The sequence below is a fragment of the Pseudomonas sp. GW821-FHT12A04 genome (assembly GCF_058807755.1).
Map to the genome: position 1 here is coordinate 351,840 of NZ_JBXAQZ010000002.1, position 16,632 is coordinate 368,471.

The following is a 16,632-nucleotide window of genomic DNA, read 5'->3' on the forward strand; positions in this document are numbered from 1 at the left end:
CGCCCGGAAGGAGAAACCCATGGGACAGCGTACGCCTCTGTATGACCTTCATCTCGCACTCGGCGCGAAGATGGTCGATTTTGGCGGTTGGGACATGCCTCTGCATTATGGATCGCAGGTCGAGGAACACCATCAGGTGCGCCGCGATTGCGGTGTCTTCGATGTATCCCACATGACCGTAATCGATGTCGGTGGCGCCCAGGCCAAAGCCTGGCTCCGGCATTTACTGGCCAATGATGTCGAACGCCTGCACAGCCCAGGCCGTGCGTTGTACAGCACCATGCTCAACGAGCAGGGCGGGATTGTCGACGACATGATCGTCTACCGTCTCGATGAGGGTTATCGCCTGGTGGTCAACGCCTCCACCCGCGATCAGGACATGGCTTGGATGCAAGCGCATCTCGACGGTTTCGATGTGCAACTTCGCGAGCGTACCGAGTTGGCGATGCTGGCCATCCAGGGCCCCCACGCCCGGCAGAAAATTGCCGAACTGGTCAGTCAGTCCCGCGGCAACCTGATCCAGCTCCTCAAGCCTTTCGAAGGCCTGTCCGATGGTGACTGGTTCATTGCACGCACCGGTTATACCGGCGAAGACGGCCTGGAAATCATTCTGCCGGCCGATCAGGCGCCAGGCTTTTTCAACGATCTGGTCGGAGCCGGGATTTCTCCCATCGGCCTTGGCGCGCGGGATACCTTGCGGGTCGAAGCCGGCATGAACCTTTACGGTCAGGACATCCAGCAGGATATTTCACCCTTGGCCTCCAATATGGCCTGGACCATTGCCTGGGAACCTGCCACCCGGCAGTTCATCGGGCGCAAGGCGCTGGAAACCGAGCAGGCCGCCGGTGTACAGCACAAACTGGTCGGTCTGGTCCTTGAGGAGCGTGGTGTTTTGCGTGCTCATCAGGTGGTCCGCATCGCCGATGTTGGCGAAGGGGAGATCACCAGTGGTAGTTTCTCTCCTACGCTAAGCAAGTCGATTGCACTGGCGCGCGTGCCGATGGCAACAGCCGACCGCGCTGAAGTGGAAATCCGTGGCAAGTGGTACCCGGTCCGGGTGGTCAAACCGACCTTCGTACGCCACGGCAAAACCTTGATCTAATCTTTTCTGGCGGACATGACCGCCGACCATTTCCTGAGGACACAGAACATGAGCGATATCCCTGCCGACCTGCGTTTTGCCGAAAGTCACGAATGGGCACGTCTGGAAGCCGATGGCACCGTCACCGTGGGCATCAGCGATCACGCGCAGGAAGCGCTGGGTGATGTGGTGTTCGTCGAGCTGACTGAAGTCGGCAACGTGTTTGCCGCTGAAGATCAGGCCGGTGTCGTTGAATCGGTGAAAGCCGCTTCCGACATCTACTCCCCGATTGCCGGTGAAGTGATCGCGGTCAACGAAGACTTGAGCGCTTCGCCGGAACTGCTCAACAGCGACCCGTACGACGCGTGGATCTTCAAGATCAAGCCAAGCAACGCTGCAGACCTGGAAAAACTGCTGGATGCCGCCGGCTACAAGGCCGCCATCGGCGAGTAAGCCTTCAGCGTCATCCAAAGCCCCGACTCGTCGGGGCTTTTTGTTGTCTGGCGAATTTCCCTTGTAGGAGCGAGCTTGCTCGCGATGGTCGTTAACGATAACGCCGCAACCTGAGACCCCGCGGCGCGCTCGGGGTCATCGCGAGCAAGCTCGCTCCTACAGAGTGGCTGCTATGCTGGTTTGACCGTGTTGCATCGACGCTGAGCGCCAGTCAAGAGAGAGCCCGTCATGTCCCAATTGCCGTCCCTGAGCCAGTTACGCGACCCCAATGCCTTTCTGCGCCGCCACCTCGGGCCCGATGCCGCCGAGCAACAGGCGATGCTCGACAGCCTCGGCCTGGGCAGTCGGGTCGATTTGATCGAGCAGACGGTGCCGCCGGGCATCCGCCTCAACCGACCGTTGGACCTGCCCCCGGCACTCGATGAAGAGGCCGCGCTGGCCAAGCTGCGCGGTTATGCCGAGCAGAACCAGGTCTGGACCAGCCTGATCGGCATGGGCTACCACGGCACCCTCACACCGGCGGTCATTCTGCGTAATGTGCTGGAAAATCCCGGCTGGTACACCGCATACACCCCCTATCAGCCAGAGATCGCCCAAGGGCGACTTGAAGCGCTGCTGAACTTCCAGCAACTGACCATCGACCTGACCGGCCTGGAACTGGCCAATGCCTCGCTGCTCGATGAAGCCACCGCCGCGGCGGAGGCCATGGCCCTGGCCAAGCGGGTCGCCAAGTCCAAAAGCAACCTGTTCTTTGTCGACGAAAACTGCCACCCGCAAACCATTTCCGTGGTGCAGACCCGCGCTGAAGGTTTCGGCTTCGATCTGATCGTCGACACTGTGGATAACTTGAAGCGGCACCAGGTGTTCGGCGCGCTGCTGCAATACCCTGACACCCACGGTGAAATCCACGACCTGCGACCGCTGATTGATCACCTGCACGCGCAACAGGCTCTGGCCTGTGTCGCCACGGATTTGCTGAGCCTGTTGTTGTTGACTCCGCCGGGTGAACTGGGTGCCGATGTGGTGTTCGGCTCGTCCCAGCGATTTGGCGTGCCCATGGGCTACGGCGGGCCTCATGCGGCATTTTTTGCCAGCCGCGATGAATACAAACGCGCGATTCCCGGGCGGATCATCGGTGTTTCGAAAGATGCGCGGGGCAACACCGCCCTGCGCATGGCCCTGCAAACCCGCGAGCAACACATTCGCCGGGAGAAGGCCAACTCCAACATCTGCACGGCCCAGGTGCTGCTGGCCAATATCGCCAGTTTCTATGCGGTCTACCACGGCCCCGAAGGGCTCAAGCGAATTGCCCAGCGGGTTCATCGGCTGACCTGCATCCTTGCCGCCGGGCTTGAGCGCAACGGTATCGTCCGGGTCAACCGGCACTTCTTCGACACCCTGACGCTGGAAGTCGGCGGAACCCAGACCGCCATCATCGAAAGTGCCCGGGCTGCGCAGATCAACCTGCGCATTCTCGGGCGCGGCCAACTGGGCTTGAGTCTCGACGAGACCTGCGACGAAGGCACCGTGGCGAAGCTGTTCGACGTGTTCCTGGGGGCCGATCACGGGCTCAGCATCGACGACCTGGATGCCGAAGTCTTGCCTGGCGGAATTCCCCAGGGGCTGGCGCGAACCTCACCTTATCTGCGTCACCCCGTGTTCAGCGCCCATCACAGCGAAACCGAGATGCTGCGCTACCTCAAGCAGCTGGAAAACAAGGACCTGGCGCTCAATCAATCGATGATCCCGTTGGGCTCCTGCACCATGAAGCTCAACGCCACCAGCGAGATGATCCCGATTACCTGGCCGCAGTTCGCCAACCTGCACCCGTTCGTGCCCAAGGAACAGGCCGCCGGTTATGGGCTGATGATCGAGGAACTGGAGCGCTGGTTGTGCGCGATCACCGGTTTCGACGCGATCTGCATGCAACCCAACTCCGGTGCCCAGGGCGAATACGCCGGGCTGCTGGCGATCCGCAAATACCATGAGAGCCGGCAACAGGGCGGCCGCGATATCTGCCTGATTCCTTCGTCGGCTCACGGCACCAATCCCGCGTCGGCGCAAATGGCCGGGATGCGCGTGGTGATCGTCGAGTGCGACGAGGCGGGCAACGTCGACCTGGATGACCTCAAGGAAAAAGCCGCGCAGGCCGCCGAAAAACTCGCCTGCCTGATGGCGACCTATCCTTCGACCCATGGGGTGTATGAGGAAGGCATCAGCGAAATCTGTGAGGTGATCCACCAGCACGGGGGGCAGGTGTACATGGATGGCGCCAACCTCAACGCTCAGGTGGGGTTGGCGCGGCCGGCCGATATTGGTGCCGATGTCTCGCACATGAACCTGCACAAGACCTTCTGCATTCCCCATGGTGGCGGTGGGCCGGGCATGGGGCCGATTGGTGTTCGGGCTCATCTGGCGCCGTTCGTGGCCAACCATCCGGTGGTACCAATCGACGGGCCGCACCCGCAAAATGGCGCCGTCAGCGCAGCGCCTTGGGGCAGCGCAAGCATTCTGCCGATCAGCTGGATGTACATCGCCATGATGGGGCCGCAACTGGCGGACGCCAGCGAAGTGGCGATCCTGGCCGCGAATTACCTGGCGCGGCATTTGTCCGGTGCTTTCCCGGTGCTTTATACCGGGCGCAACGAGCGGGTGGCCCACGAATGCATCCTCGACCTGCGACCGCTCAAGGCGTTGACCGGCATTACCGAGGAGGACGTGGCCAAGCGTCTGATGGATTACGGCTTCCATGCCCCGACCATGTCGTTTCCCGTGCCGGGGACGCTGATGGTCGAGCCGACCGAAAGTGAATCGAAGGCGGAGCTGGACCGGTTCATCGGGGCGATGCTGAGCATCCGCGCGGAAATCAACGAGGTGCAGAACGGTAATTGGCCGGCTGAAGAAAACCCGTTGAAAGGTGCGCCGCATACGTTGGCCGATATCACCGGCGTGTGGGAACGACCGTACAGCATCGTGCAAGCGGTCACGCCGGACGCGCACACCAAGGCTCACAAATACTGGCCGGTGGTGAACCGGGTGGACAATGTGTATGGGGACCGGAACCTGTTTTGTGCGTGTGTGCCGGTGGATGATTACCGCTGACTTCCCAGGTTGTACATAACCCCTGTGGGAGCGAGCTTGCTCGCGATTGCGGTGTGACAGTCAATGAAGTTTTTACTGATCCACCGCTATCGCGAGCAAGCTCGCTCCCACAGGGGGGCTCGGTGAACATGAGATTTGCGTTCGCCAGGCAAAAAAATGCCGCTCAATTGAGCGGCATTTTTTGTTCGCAACGGTTACTCCGAAGCCACGGCATTCTTCGCCAGGATCGCGTTCGCCAGTTCCATGTCCGTGGCTTGCAGGCCCGGGTTTTCGGCGCGGACCTTCTGCATGGCCGCTTCCAGGTACGGACCGCGGATACCGCCGTCACTGGCGACGAAGCTGCTGGCATCGTCCTGGGCCGCGACGACCAGCTTGTTATCCTTGGATGTCAGATAGCTCGAACCGGTGGTTGCACCGGACGTAAGAACGTTACGCCAAAAAGTATCGGCCATCGCCGAACCGACAGGCAGGGACAACAGCGCGACGGTAGCGACAGCAAGTTTGAAACGCATGACAGGGTGACTCCACTGGGTTGACTACGCGGTTGGATTGCCAACCCCCAATCGAGTTCCGTGGTCGCTTAATCCGCCGCTTCGACCAGCAGGATGGCGCCTTGCTGGCCGACCACCCGCACGCGGCTGCCAGTGGCTGTGTCCGGCCCGCGGGCCATCCACACGCCGTCAGCCACCTTGATCTTGCCGCGACCGTCGACAATCGCTTCATGCACCACGAAGGTTTTGCCGATGAGTTCCTGGCCGCGCAGATTCAGGTGCGGCTGATCACTGGGACGCATCGCCGTGCGCTGACGCCGCCACCAGTACAACGCGGTGGTGATCGACAGCAGGCCGAACAACAGAAACTGCCATTCCCAGGACAGGTCCGGCATCAGGAAGGTCAAGACGCCCACGGTTGCCGCGGCCATACCGATCCACAGCAGATAACCGCCGGCGCCGAACACTTCGAGAATCAACAGCACCGTGCCCAGCGCCAACCAGTCCCAGAATGAAAGGTGCTGCAAAAATGCCCACATGGCGTGCCTCAGGCTTTCTTGTTATCGAAAGTGGCCTTGACGATTTCGCCAATGCCGCCCACCGCACCGATCATCGAACTGGCTTCCAGCGGCATCAGGATCACCTTGCTGTTGTTGGCCGAGGACAACTTGCCCAGCGCATCGATGTACTTCTGCGCCACGAAGTAGTTCACCGCCTGCACGTTGCCGCTGGCGATGGCTTCGGACACCACTTTGGTCGCCTGGGCTTCTGCCGCGGCTTGCCGCTCGCGGGCTTCGGCTTCCAGGAAGGCGGCCTGGCGACTGCCTTCGGCTTCGAGGATCTGCGCCTGCTTCTTGCCTTCGGCGGTCAGGATCGCTGCGGCGCGCAGGCCCTCGGCCTCGAGGATCTGCGCACGCTTGATTCGCTCGGCTTTCATCTGCCCCGACATCGCCGCCATCAGGTCGGCGGGCGGGCTGATGTCCTTGATCTCGATCCGGGTGATCTTGATGCCCCAAGGCGCGGTCGCTTCGTCGACAGTGCGCAGCAGTTTTTCGTTGATCCCGTCACGCTGGCTGAGCATGGCGTCGAGCTCCATCGAGCCGAGCACGGTGCGGATGTTGGTTTGCAGCAGATTGCGGATGGCGTGTTCGAGGTTGTTGACCTCGTAGGCCGCCTGGGCGGTGTTGACCACCTGGAAGAAGCACACGGCGTCGATTTGCACCGTGGCGTTGTCGGCGGTGATGACTTCCTGTGGCGGAATATCCAGCACGCTTTCCATCACATTCATCTTGCGGCCGATGCGGTCCATGACCGGAATGATGACGTTCAGCCCCGGCTTGAGCGTGTTGGTGTAGCGACCGAAACGCTCGACGGTCCATTCAAAGCCTTGGGGCACGACCTTGAAACCCATGAACAGAATGGCGATCACCAGGCCGACAAAAAGCAAAAGCACACTACCGATCTGCATAACGATTCCTTGTTGATGTGTGGATCTGTGGAGTTGCAATGGCTGAAGTGTAGCTGTGCCGATGCCGGATCAGTACAGCCAGGCTCAGTTCTGCTCGCTCTGGGGAGTCACGCGCAGAATCTCCTCGATAGTCGTCAGCCCGGCGGCGACCTTTTGCGCTCCTGACAACCGCAGGCTGCGCATGCCCTCCTTGAATGCCTGGCGCCGCACGGCCAGCAGATCGGTGTCGGGACTGATCAACGCCTTGATGCCATCGCTCAGTTGCATGATTTCGTAGACCCCGGCGCGACCGCGATAACCGGTGTCGCGGCATTCCACGCAACCGATGGCACGCTGGGCATTGGCCGGCAACGGTGCTTGCCAGGGACGGGTCAGGGTTTGCCAGTCGTCTTCGCCCAGCGTCAGCGGCGCCTTGCAGTGCGGGCACAGGGTTCGCACCAGTCGCTGGGCCATGACGCCAAGCACTGTGGCCTTGATCAGGTAATGCGGCACGCCGAGCTCCAGAAGACGGCTGATGGCGCTGGGCGCGTCGTTGGTGTGCAGGGTCGACAGCACCAGGTGCCCGGTGAGCGCCGCCTGGATCGCCATTTCCGCGGTTTCGAGGTCGCGGATCTCGCCGATCATGATGATGTCCGGGTCTTGCCGCATCAACGCGCGCACGCCGGCGGCGAAGGTCAGGTCGATGTTGTGCTGGACCTGCATCTGGTTGAACGCCGGCTCGACCATTTCAATCGGGTCTTCGATGGTGCAGAGGTTGACCTCCGGCGTCGCCAGTTTTTTCAGGGTGGTGTAGAGGGTGGTGGTCTTGCCCGAGCCCGTCGGCCCGGTGACGAGGATGATGCCGTGGGGCTGGCGGGTCATGTCTTGCCAGCGGCGCAGGTCGTCGGCGGAGAAACCAAGCTGGTCGAAGTCCTTGAGCAATACTTCCGGATCGAAGATCCGCATGACCATTTTTTCGCCGAAGGCCGTGGGCAGTGTCGACAAACGCAGTTCGACTTCACCGCCGTCCGGAGTCTTGGTTTTCACCCGGCCGTCCTGGGGTTTGCGTTTCTCCGCGACGTTCATGCGCCCCAGGGTTTTCAGGCGACTGACGATGGCCATGGTGACCTGGGGCGGGAATTGATAGACGTTGTGCAGCACGCCGTCGATGCGAAAGCGCACCGTGCCTTGCTCGCGCCGAGGCTCGATATGGATGTCGCTGGCGCGTTGCTGGAACGCGTACTGGAACAGCCAATCGACGATATTGACGATGTGTGCGTCGTTGGCGTCCGGCTCCTGGTCGCTGGCGCCGAGGTTGAGCAGCTGTTCGAAATTGCCGAGGGTACTGACGTGCGGGTCGGCGCTGTTCGCCCCGGTGACCGATTTGGCCAGGCGGAAGAATTCGACGCTCAAGCGCTGGATGTCCACGGGGTTGGCCACCACACGCTTGATCGGCAATTTGAGCACGTGGGTCAGGTCAGCCTCCCAGCCGCTGACATAAGGCTGGGCGCTGGCCACGGTTACCGCCTCGCGGTCGATCGCTACCGCGAGGATCTTGTGGCGCTGGGCGAAGGCATAGGACATCAGCGGGGTCACGGCCGCGACATTGATTTTCAGTGGGTCGATGCGCAGGTAAGGCTGGCCGGCCTGCCGGGACAGCCACAGGGTCAGGCTCTCGAGGTCCAGCGGTTTGCCGGGGCGGCTGAGATCGTCCAGCTGTTGGCTGGCAATGAACTCCAGCGGATGCATCTGCCCAAGGGAGGCGTTGCGGCGGCGGGCATTGAGTGCGTGTTCGGCCGAATCCTGGCTGATAAAGCCCTGGGCGACGAGTTCGCGCAGCAGATCATTGAGATCCAGCCAGCGGTCCTGAAGGGCGATTTGTACGGACATGCGGGCTCCTTTTGAACGACAGTGCGCAAAGAATAGCCGTGGCTCGGCTGACCGCTGGGCCACTACCCGACAAAGCCGTTTCGGAGTTTTTCAGCCCGCCGCTTGAACCGCTTCGGTCCATGGGGCATCAGCTTCTTGCAGCTCCACCGAGCAGACGCTGATCAGGTTGCGAAGTTTTTCCGCAATCACTTGCGCGCGGTGCCAGCTCAAACCGTCGATGACAACTTCGATGGTCAACCAGTCGTCCTGGCGCTGCGCGCTGACCTGCTCCGGCGTGAGCAATTGCAGGGCGAACAGATTGAGGGCGCGACACAGCAGGTCCGGTTCAGCCTCGGCCGTCATTTGATAGCGAACCCGGCAATGGGCGTTGCCGACGTTCCAGACATCGGCGCGGGCAGGTGGGGTGTTCACGGCTTCGAGATACGGCATGGTCAGGCTCCAGAATCATTGGAGAAATGTTTACATCCTGTGCCGGGTATTTCTTCTCTATGATTGGCTGTATTGCAGGAATGAAGAATAAATCAATTCACTTATTACGCAGTTAAGGGTTTTTTTATGCATAGCGAACTGGACAGCTACGACCGCAAGATCCTCGCCTTGCTGCAAGAGGACGCTTCGCTTTCCAGCGCACAGATCGCCGAGCAGGTGGGGCTCTCGCAATCGCCGTGCTGGCGGCGGATTCAGCGGATGAAAGAGGAGGGCATCATTCGCGGCCAGGTGACCTTGCTCGACCGCAAGAAAATTGGCCTGAACACGCAGATCTTCGCGGAGGTGAAACTCAATGCCCACGGGCGTTCGAACTTCACCGAATTCACCGAGGCGATTCGCGGCTTTCCGGAGGTGCTGGAGTGTTACGTGCTGATGGGGGCGGTGGATTTCTTGCTGCGGATTGTCACGGCGGACATCGAGGCGTACGAGCGCTTCTTCTTCGAGAAGCTGTCGATGGTGCCGGGGATTCAGGAGGTCAATTCGATCGTGGCGTTGTCGGAGATCAAGTCGACCACCAGTTTGCCGGTCTGAAATTTTGCGGTGACTGTGCCGGCCTCATCGCGAGCAAGCTCGCTCCCACAAGGACCGCATAAATCCTGTGGGAGCGAGCTTGCTCGCGATGGCGGTATTACAGGCGCAGCAACATTTTCCAGGCGCGGTTCTGATACACCGCAATCGCCTGCTGCTTACGTGCATCCAGGACTTCGTCGGTGATCGACTCGTTGGCCAGTTGCGCCAGCTTGTTCAACTCGCCGTACAGGCGATCCATTTCCGGGATCTCCAGCACGTTGCGCGCATGGTGCAGCCAGACCTGGATGCGTTCGATGCGCGGCAGTTGCTCGGCCAGGTCTTCCGGTTGTTGCTGGTAACGTTGCAGTTGCAACGAAGTGGCTTCTTCGCCCAGCAGGCGCGGCAACCAGCTGCCCAGTTGCGCAGCGCCCTGACGATTGCCACGGGTGTTGCGGTCGGCGGCCCAGGTGCGGGCCAGCAGCCAGCGCGAGGTGGTCAGGGAGAACAGGCCCCAGCGCGGGTCTTCGAGTTCTTCGAGGAACTGCTCGGGCGCGGCCTTGCGCACGTCTTCATCGTCCAGGCCGGCTTGTACCAGCGGACGCCAGTCCTCCAGCAAGGCATCGAGGGCGATACGCAGATCGTGGGTCGACTGACGCGGAGCGGCCTGGCCCAGGCTGCTGATCAGCGCGCGCATTTCCGCGAGGCATTCGACCCAGTCCTGCAACAGGCGCCAGTGACCGTTGAAGCGATACTGCTCGGCCAGACGCTGGCTGCTGCCCAGCAAATGCCAGCTCAGCGCGGCGAACGCGTCGTCCAGCGGCGTTTCAGCGGTGATCTGCGGTGCCGGCAGGCTCAACGAATAGCTGTGGGCGTCGTACAGGCGATAACCGCGCTCGGCCTTGCTGATATCGCATGGCATCAGGGCCAGTTTCTCGGCCAGCTCGGCGGCCAGTTCCAGCAGCGCTGCCGGTTCGCCTTCGCGCAGTTCCAGTTCCAGCTCGCAGATTTCTTCTTTCTGCTTGCCGACCACGACGTGACCCAAGTCCAGCGCTGCTTCGATGACCACTTTGGTCTTGCCGCGACCCCAGGCGATTTCCGCGCGTTCACGGACGAAATCGGTGGTGAAGATCGGCTTCAGGGTCTTCTTGTCCAGCTCGGCCAGTTCCTCGGGCCAGCATTCGCCGTCGAGTTTCTTCAAGTCGAGCTTGGCCTTGGGCAGGTTCCAGTCGTATTCGTTACGAACGGACAGACCGGCGACGCTCTGGCCGCGGGTCTTGAGGGTCTGAATCACTTCTTCGCCATCCTTGCGCAGGCGCAGGGCGACTTTTGCCTGGGCCAGGTCGCGCTCGGGCGTGTCGAAGTACTGATTCATCAACTCACGGCGTTCCCAGCCACTTTTGTTGCGTTTTTTCAGTAACGGGTGCTCGCGCAGTGCGGCGAGGGTTTCGCGGCTGACGCGGAGTTTGATTTCGGTTTCTTTCTGCATGGCCGGAAAATCCAGGATCGGGAGCGCAGCCGGGGGAATGTGTGGCTGCCAAGGTCGTGCAGTGTACAGGACTCAAGGTTAGTACGCGCCGAGACGGTTTATTCCTGTCATCGGTTGGTTCTATGATGGACTTCAATTCAGGTGCCGGGAGTCAGCGATGCCATTGCCGTCGATGAAAGAACAATTCGCTGCGTTGATCGCTGCACCGTCCGTCAGTTGCACCCAACCCAGTCTCGATCAAACCAACCGCCCGGTCATCGATCTGCTGGCGACATGGCTCGGTGAGCTGGGTTTTACCTGCGATATCCAGCAAGTCAGCCCCGGCAAGTTCAACCTGCTGGCCAGTTTCGGCTCCGGCCCCGGCGGCCTGGTACTGGCCGGGCACAGCGACACCGTGCCGTTCGACGGTGCGCTGTGGCAAACCGATCCGCTGAAGCTCACTGAAGTCGACGGTCGTTGGGTCGGCCTGGGCAGTTGCGACATGAAGGGATTTTTCGCCCTGGCCATCGAGGCGGTCATACCGCTGCTCGATCAGCCGTTCAAACAGCCGTTGCTGATTCTCGCCACTTGCGATGAAGAAAGTTCGATGTCCGGTGCCCGCGCGCTGGCCGAAGCGGGGCGACCGCTGGGGCGGGCGGCGGTGATCGGCGAGCCGACAGGGCTCAAGCCGATCCGCATGCACAAGGGCATCATGATGGAGCGCATCGACATCCTTGGTCAGAGCGGTCATTCCTCCGACCCGCGCCTGGGCCACAGCGCCCTGGAAGCCATGCACGATGCCATCGGTGAACTGCGTGGCCTGCGCTTGTTATGGCAGCGCGAATTCCGCAATCCACAGTTTGGCGTGCCGACGCCAACGATGAATTTCGGCTGCATCCATGGCGGCGACAACCCCAACCGCATCTGCGGCCAGTGTTCGCTGGAATTCGATTTGCGGCCGCTGCCTGGCATGGACCCCAAGGTCCTGCGCGCCGAGATCCTGCAGAAGCTCAAGCCGGTTGCCGAGCGGCATCAGGTCAAGATCGATTACGCGCCGTTGTTCCCTGAAGTGCCGCCGTTCGAACAGGCCGAGGACGCAGAGTTGGTGCGCATTGCCGAAAAGCTCACCGGTCACAGCTCCGAAGCAGTGGCGTTCGGCACCGAAGCACCTTATCTTCAGCGTCTTGGCTGTGAAACGCTGGTGCTTGGCCCGGGTGATATCGCCTGCGCCCATCAGCCGGGGGAATACCTCGAAATGTCACGTTTGCAGCCTACGGTGCATCTATTAAGGCAACTGATCGAACACTATTGCCTGACACCCGTGTAGGAGCGAGCCTGCTCGCGATGGACGTTAACGATGACGAGGGCTGCCTGGATGAACGCGGCGTCCTCATATCCATCGCGAGCAAGCTCGCTCCTACAGGGTTTTGCAGTTAAATTGCCGATGTCCCAACCCGTATTCATGAGGAGAGCGCGCGTGTCGCCAAGCCTGTTCCGACGATAACCATCAGCCCGCTGTGCGTTTTCAGTTTCGCCCTTTTTTCGGCTGCTATTTATTACAGGCCCAGGTTCATGCCCGAATACGTCAATTGGCTTCGTCACGCTTCGCCTTACATCAACGCCCACCGCGATTGCACCTTTGTCGTCATGCTGCCCGGCGACGGCGTTGAACACCCGAATTTCGGCAATATCGTCCACGACCTGGTGCTGTTGCACAGCCTGGGCGTGCGTCTGGTGCTGGTTCACGGTTCCCGCCCGCAAATCGAAGCGCGCCTCGCGGCCCGTGGCCTGACCCCGCATTACCACCACGGGATGCGCATCACCGATGCCGCGACCCTGGAGTGCGTGATCGACGCGGTTGGCCAGTTACGCATTGCCATTGAGGCTCGCCTGTCGATGGACATGGCTTCGTCGCCGATGCAGGGTTCGCGCCTGCGGGTGGCCAGCGGCAACCTGGTGACGGCACGACCGATCGGCGTGCTTGAAGGCGTCGACTATCACCACACCGGCGAAGTGCGCCGGGTCGACCGCAAGGGCATCAACCGTCTGCTGGACGAGCGTTCCATCGTGCTGTTGTCGCCGCTGGGCTATTCGCCGACCGGGGAGACTTTCAACCTGGCCTGCGAAGACGTCGCCACCCGCGCGGCCATCGACCTGGGCGCGGACAAGCTGCTGCTGTTCGGCGCCGACCTGGGCCTGATCGACGAACACGGGCGCCTGGTGCGTGAACTGCGTCCGCAGCAGGTGCCGGCGCATCTGCAACGGTTGGGCAGTAACTATCAGGCAGAATTGCTCGATGCAGCGGCCGAAGCTTGCCGTGGCGGCGTGGCCCGCAGCCATATCGTCAGTTATGCCGAAGACGGTGCACTGCTGACCGAGCTGTTCACCCGCGACGGTGGCGGTACGCTGGTGGCCCAGGAGCAGTTCGAAGTCGTACGCGAAGCGGCCATTGAAGACGTCGGTGGTTTGCTGGATTTGATCAGCCCGCTGGAAGAGCAGGGCATCCTGGTGCGCCGTTCCCGCGAGGTGCTGGAGCGCGAGATCGAACAGTTCAGTGTGGTCGAGCGCGAAGGCATGATCATCGCCTGTGCGGCGCTGTATCAGATTGCCGATTCGGATGCCGGTGAACTGGCGTGCCTGGCGGTGAATCCGGAGTATCGCCATGGCGGTCGCGGTGATGAGTTGCTGGAGCGCATCGAGACCCGCGCCCGGGCTCAGGGTTTGAAGACATTATTCGTCCTTACTACTCGCACCGCTCACTGGTTCCGCGAGCGTGGTTTTGTACCGAGTAGCGTTGACCGTCTGCCGTCGGCGCGAGCGTCGCTGTACAACTATCAGCGTAATTCGAAGATCTTCGAAAAAGCCCTTTGATCAGGATACTGTCCTTGTAGGAGCGAGCTCGCTCGCGAAAATCGTGAACGATAACGCGTAAACCAGATGCCCAGTGGCGTCCTTGGGTTTTTCGCGAGCAGGCTCGCTCCTACAGAGGTCGGTGGTGTTACTCGGCGACAAACTTCGCGCTGACATACGGCGAGTAATCCGGCAGCACCGTCTCCACCTTCCCTTGTTCCTTCAAGAATTTCGCCGTTTCGCCAATGGCCTTGGCCGTGCCGCCGTCCAGCAGCGCGGCGCTCTGTTGCGCCTTGGCATCCGGGAATGCGGAACCGGCCAATAACTCCGGCACATCGGCGGCATTGGCACCGGTCAGTTTGGCGATTTTCTGCACCGGTACCGAGTCGGCAGTCCAGCTGGCTTTATGCGCCGCGTAATCAGCAAAGGCGTCGAGGGTGACCTTGGCGAATCTGGCCACCACCTCCGGGTGCTTCTCGGCGTAATCCTTGCGTGCCACCCAGACCTCGAAGGTGGGTGCTCCCCATTGGCCTACCTGTGCAGCGTCGGTCAGGGTCTTGCCACTCTTGCGGATTTCCCCCAGGGCGGGCGACCAGACAAACGCGCCATCAATATCTCCCCGCTTCCAGGCTGCCGCGATTTCCGCCGGCTGCAGGTTCACCACTTTGACTTTCGAACTGTCCAGGCCCCAGTGCTTCAGCGCACCAAGCAGGCTGTAGTGGGAGGTTGAAACGAAAGGCGTGGCGATGGTCTTTCCGATCAGATCTTGTGGTTTTTCGATGCCGCTGCCATTGCGCACCACCAGCGCTTCGGCGGCATTGATCTGCGCCGAGACGATGAACGCGACAATCGGCAGGTTGCGCGAAGCGGCAGCGGCCAGCGGACTGGAGCCGAGATTGCCGATTTGTACATCGCCGGAGGCAATCGCCGTGACCACTTCCGGGCCGCTGTTGAAGCGTCGCCAGTCGATGGGCTGGCCGATGGTTTTTTCATAAAGGCCATCGGCCTGGGGGACTTTGCTGGGGTCGATTCCGGTTTGATAACCGACGGTGAGGTTCGCCGCCTGGGCGGTGAAAGAAAATGCGAGAGATACACAAACTGTAACAATTGGTCTGGATAGTGCGCGCTTGATCGTCATGGGGCTGCCTTTCGGTAAGGATTTGTTTCCGGATTGCGACAGAAACTAATCGATCTAAAAAAGCAAAAATAAATACCGTTTAGGAATTAGCTTATGAGCCGAACCCTTTGTTCTGGGGGGGCTGAAAATTGAGCGCTAAATTCCTAAACGGTATTAGAAAAGAATCGGGTAATTCTTTTCAGGTTCATGACGAATTCATGACCCGGCAGGGACCAAAAAATCGGGGGTTAGACAAAGGTCGTAGACACACATAGTTACGATTGACTTGTGGGTCACGGTCTGGCGCTAATCGCGCATCTTAGGATTTCGGGCGACGACTCGAGACCAGGAATACAAGAACTAGAATCGAGAGGAGCTACACAATGAACAAGTCCACCTTGGCTTTGGCCGTGGCCGTAGGGGTTTTGGCGCAGCAGGCAGGCGCCGCAGGTTTCCTGGAAGACAGCAAGGCGTCCATCAGTTCCCGGACCATGTATTACAACAACGATAACCGTGAAGGCGGTGCGGATCAGAAAGAGTCCGCAGAAGGCCTGAAATTCGATTATCTGTCCGGTTTCACCCAAGGCACTGTCGGTTTCGGTATCGACGCCCAGGCACTGCTGGGTATCCACCTGGACGGCGGCAAGGGTCACCACCCGGACAACAACACCTTCTTCCCAAGCGACAGCGATGGTTCGGCCGTGTCCGAATGGAGCCGTGCAGCCGCTAACGTCAAGGCGCGCTTCTCGAAGACCGAAGCCCACCTGGGTGGCGCCCTGGCACCCAACTTGCCGATCCTGGTCGCGAATGACAGCCGTCTGCTGCCACAGACCTTTGACGGTGGCACCATCACTTCGAAAGAAATCGACAACGTGACCTTCAACGCAGGTCAGTTGGAGCATTCGGCGGGTCGCGCCTCTTCGAACTCCACCGGCCTGGCTGTGGCTGGCGGCACAGAGGACAGCAACAAGTTCTACTACGGTGGTGCTGACTGGAAGGTCACCAAGGACCTGACCCTGCAGTACTACCACTCGAATCTGAAGGATTACTACAAGCAGGACTTCCTGGGCTTGATCCACGTGTTTCCGATCGACGCCAAACAGTCCTTCAAGACTGATATTCGCTACTTCGACAGCAGCTCCGACGGCAAGAACGGTGATCCGGGTTTCCGTTTCAACAACAACAACGGTTTCGCCAAGAACCCGGGCGAGGTCGATAACAAGACCTGGAGCGCCATGTTCACCTACACCCTGGGTGGCAACGCCTTCCTGCTCGGTCATCAGCGCGTCAGCGATGACGGCGGTTTTGTCTACCTGAACCAGGGTAACGTGGTTGATGGCAATGGCCGTCCGGAAGGCAACGGCGGCGCCAGCTTCTACCTGTTCACCGACTCCATGATCAACGGATTTGTTCGTGCCGGTGAAAACACCACCTTCGGTCAGTACTCCTATGACTTCGCAGGACTGGGCGTGCCGGGCCTGAAAACTTCGATCGCCTACCTGCATGGCGACAACATCAAGGCTACCAACGGCAGCGGCCCTGATGGCTCCGAGTGGGAACGCGACATGCGGATCGACTACACCATCCAGCAGGGCGCTCTCAAAGGCTTCGGCGTAACGCTGCGTAATGGTGTCTACCGCGGCAGTGAAGTCTCCAACAACCCTGATGTTGACCAGACTCGTCTGATCTTCAACTACACCTACAGCTTCCTGTAACAAGCCTTGTAAAAAAGCCTCG

Annotated in this window: 14 protein-coding genes; 7 read left to right on the forward strand and 7 right to left on the reverse strand. The window is 60.5% G+C overall.

Annotation, left to right across the window (positions count from 1 at the left end; translation table 11 throughout):
- The first annotated feature begins 19 nt into the window (after positions 1–19).
- The 3 genes from gcvT to gcvP all read left to right on the forward strand — a co-directional run bounded on the left by gcvT (position 20) and on the right by gcvP (position 4,636).
- Positions 20–1,102, forward strand: a complete 1,083-nt coding sequence (gene gcvT, locus AC1RS8_RS04430; protein ID WP_489339426.1) for a glycine cleavage system aminomethyltransferase GcvT — start codon at positions 20–22, stop codon at positions 1,100–1,102.
- Positions 1,103–1,150: 48 nt separating this feature from the next.
- Complete coding sequence (gene gcvH, locus AC1RS8_RS04435) at positions 1,151–1,534, forward strand: glycine cleavage system protein GcvH (protein WP_489339425.1); 384 nt, start codon at positions 1,151–1,153, stop codon at positions 1,532–1,534.
- Between the two features lie 228 nt (positions 1,535–1,762).
- Positions 1,763–4,636, forward strand: coding sequence for an aminomethyl-transferring glycine dehydrogenase (gcvP, locus tag AC1RS8_RS04440; protein ID WP_489339424.1), 2,874 nt, complete (start codon positions 1,763–1,765; stop codon positions 4,634–4,636).
- Between the two features lie 194 nt (positions 4,637–4,830).
- Here gcvP and AC1RS8_RS04445 read toward each other — a convergent pair whose 3' ends face one another.
- From AC1RS8_RS04445 to AC1RS8_RS04465, 5 genes are all read right to left on the reverse strand, one after another.
- A complete protein-coding gene (locus AC1RS8_RS04445; RefSeq protein WP_057712831.1) occupies positions 4,831–5,148 on the reverse strand; it encodes a DUF2388 domain-containing protein in 318 nt (105 codons plus the stop codon).
- A 68-nt stretch (positions 5,149–5,216) separates the two neighbouring features.
- Positions 5,217–5,666, reverse strand: coding sequence for an NfeD family protein (locus AC1RS8_RS04450; protein ID WP_057712832.1), 450 nt, complete (start codon positions 5,664–5,666; stop codon positions 5,217–5,219).
- Positions 5,667–5,674: 8 nt separating this feature from the next.
- Positions 5,675–6,595 (reverse strand): SPFH domain-containing protein, encoded by a 921-nt coding sequence (locus AC1RS8_RS04455; protein ID WP_489339423.1) that lies wholly within the window; start codon positions 6,593–6,595, stop codon positions 5,675–5,677.
- A gap of 84 nt (positions 6,596–6,679) precedes the next feature.
- Positions 6,680–8,464: a type IV pilus assembly ATPase TfpB gene (tfpB, locus tag AC1RS8_RS04460; protein WP_057712834.1), complete on the reverse strand. Its 1,785-nt coding sequence runs from the start codon at positions 8,462–8,464 to the stop codon at positions 6,680–6,682.
- Positions 8,465–8,554: 90 nt separating this feature from the next.
- The gene (locus AC1RS8_RS04465; RefSeq protein ID WP_150813747.1) at positions 8,555–8,893 is read right to left on the reverse strand and encodes an ACT-like domain-containing protein; all 339 of its coding nucleotides are present in this window, start codon (positions 8,891–8,893) and stop codon (positions 8,555–8,557) included.
- Between the two features lie 126 nt (positions 8,894–9,019).
- On the opposite strand from AC1RS8_RS04465, the gene AC1RS8_RS04470 reads away from it, so the two are divergent.
- Positions 9,020–9,484 (forward strand): Lrp/AsnC family transcriptional regulator, encoded by a 465-nt coding sequence (locus AC1RS8_RS04470; protein ID WP_007978926.1) that lies wholly within the window; start codon positions 9,020–9,022, stop codon positions 9,482–9,484.
- Between the two features lie 97 nt (positions 9,485–9,581).
- Here the strand turns inward: AC1RS8_RS04470 and AC1RS8_RS04475 are convergent, their stop codons facing one another.
- Positions 9,582–10,949 carry a CYTH domain-containing protein gene (locus tag AC1RS8_RS04475; RefSeq protein ID WP_090452052.1) on the reverse strand — a complete coding sequence of 456 codons (1,368 nt, stop codon included), beginning with the start codon at positions 10,947–10,949 and terminating at the stop codon, positions 9,582–9,584.
- 157 nt (positions 10,950–11,106) lie between these two features.
- Between AC1RS8_RS04475 and argE the strand changes: the two genes are divergently transcribed.
- Positions 11,107–12,255, forward strand: a complete 1,149-nt coding sequence (gene argE / locus AC1RS8_RS04480) for an acetylornithine deacetylase (RefSeq protein WP_489339422.1) — start codon at positions 11,107–11,109, stop codon at positions 12,253–12,255.
- A 245-nt stretch (positions 12,256–12,500) separates the two neighbouring features.
- Positions 12,501–13,799, forward strand: coding sequence for an amino-acid N-acetyltransferase (argA, locus tag AC1RS8_RS04485; RefSeq protein ID WP_218494662.1), 1,299 nt, complete (start codon positions 12,501–12,503; stop codon positions 13,797–13,799).
- Between the two features lie 127 nt (positions 13,800–13,926).
- Here argA and tauA read toward each other — a convergent pair whose 3' ends face one another.
- Positions 13,927–14,916 (reverse strand): taurine ABC transporter substrate-binding protein, encoded by a 990-nt coding sequence (gene tauA / locus AC1RS8_RS04490; RefSeq protein ID WP_090452050.1) that lies wholly within the window; start codon positions 14,914–14,916, stop codon positions 13,927–13,929.
- Positions 14,917–15,278: 362 nt separating this feature from the next.
- Here tauA and AC1RS8_RS04495 point away from each other — a divergent pair, with 362 nt between their 5' ends.
- Entirely contained in the window at positions 15,279–16,610 is a 1,332-nt protein-coding gene (locus tag AC1RS8_RS04495) for an OprD family porin (protein ID WP_489339421.1), read from the forward strand.
- The last annotated feature ends 22 nt before the right edge of the window (positions 16,611–16,632 follow it).

Excerpts from the sequence above, each read along its gene's own strand:
- gcvH (WP_489339425.1), top strand. The coding sequence starts at position 1,151 with ATGAGCGATATCCCTGCCGACCTGCGTTTTGCCGAAAGTCACGAATGG.
- tfpB (WP_057712834.1), bottom strand. The coding sequence starts at position 8,464 with ATGTCCGTACAAATCGCCCTTCAGGACCGCTGGCTGGATCTCAATGAT.
- gcvT (WP_489339426.1), top strand. The coding sequence starts at position 20 with ATGGGACAGCGTACGCCTCTGTATGACCTTCATCTCGCACTCGGCGCG.
- argA (WP_218494662.1), top strand. The coding sequence starts at position 12,501 with ATGCCCGAATACGTCAATTGGCTTCGTCACGCTTCGCCTTACATCAAC.
- AC1RS8_RS04445 (WP_057712831.1), bottom strand. The coding sequence starts at position 5,148 with ATGCGTTTCAAACTTGCTGTCGCTACCGTCGCGCTGTTGTCCCTGCCT.
- AC1RS8_RS04450 (WP_057712832.1), bottom strand. The coding sequence starts at position 5,666 with ATGTGGGCATTTTTGCAGCACCTTTCATTCTGGGACTGGTTGGCGCTG.
- tauA (WP_090452050.1), bottom strand. The coding sequence starts at position 14,916 with ATGACGATCAAGCGCGCACTATCCAGACCAATTGTTACAGTTTGTGTA.
- argE (WP_489339422.1), top strand. The coding sequence starts at position 11,107 with ATGCCATTGCCGTCGATGAAAGAACAATTCGCTGCGTTGATCGCTGCA.
- AC1RS8_RS04475 (WP_090452052.1), bottom strand. The coding sequence starts at position 10,949 with ATGCAGAAAGAAACCGAAATCAAACTCCGCGTCAGCCGCGAAACCCTC.
- AC1RS8_RS04465 (WP_150813747.1), bottom strand. The coding sequence starts at position 8,893 with ATGCCGTATCTCGAAGCCGTGAACACCCCACCTGCCCGCGCCGATGTC.
- AC1RS8_RS04470 (WP_007978926.1), top strand. The coding sequence starts at position 9,020 with ATGCATAGCGAACTGGACAGCTACGACCGCAAGATCCTCGCCTTGCTG.
- AC1RS8_RS04495 (WP_489339421.1), top strand. The coding sequence starts at position 15,279 with ATGAACAAGTCCACCTTGGCTTTGGCCGTGGCCGTAGGGGTTTTGGCG.
- AC1RS8_RS04455 (WP_489339423.1), bottom strand. The coding sequence starts at position 6,595 with ATGCAGATCGGTAGTGTGCTTTTGCTTTTTGTCGGCCTGGTGATCGCC.
- gcvP (WP_489339424.1), top strand. The coding sequence starts at position 1,763 with ATGTCCCAATTGCCGTCCCTGAGCCAGTTACGCGACCCCAATGCCTTT.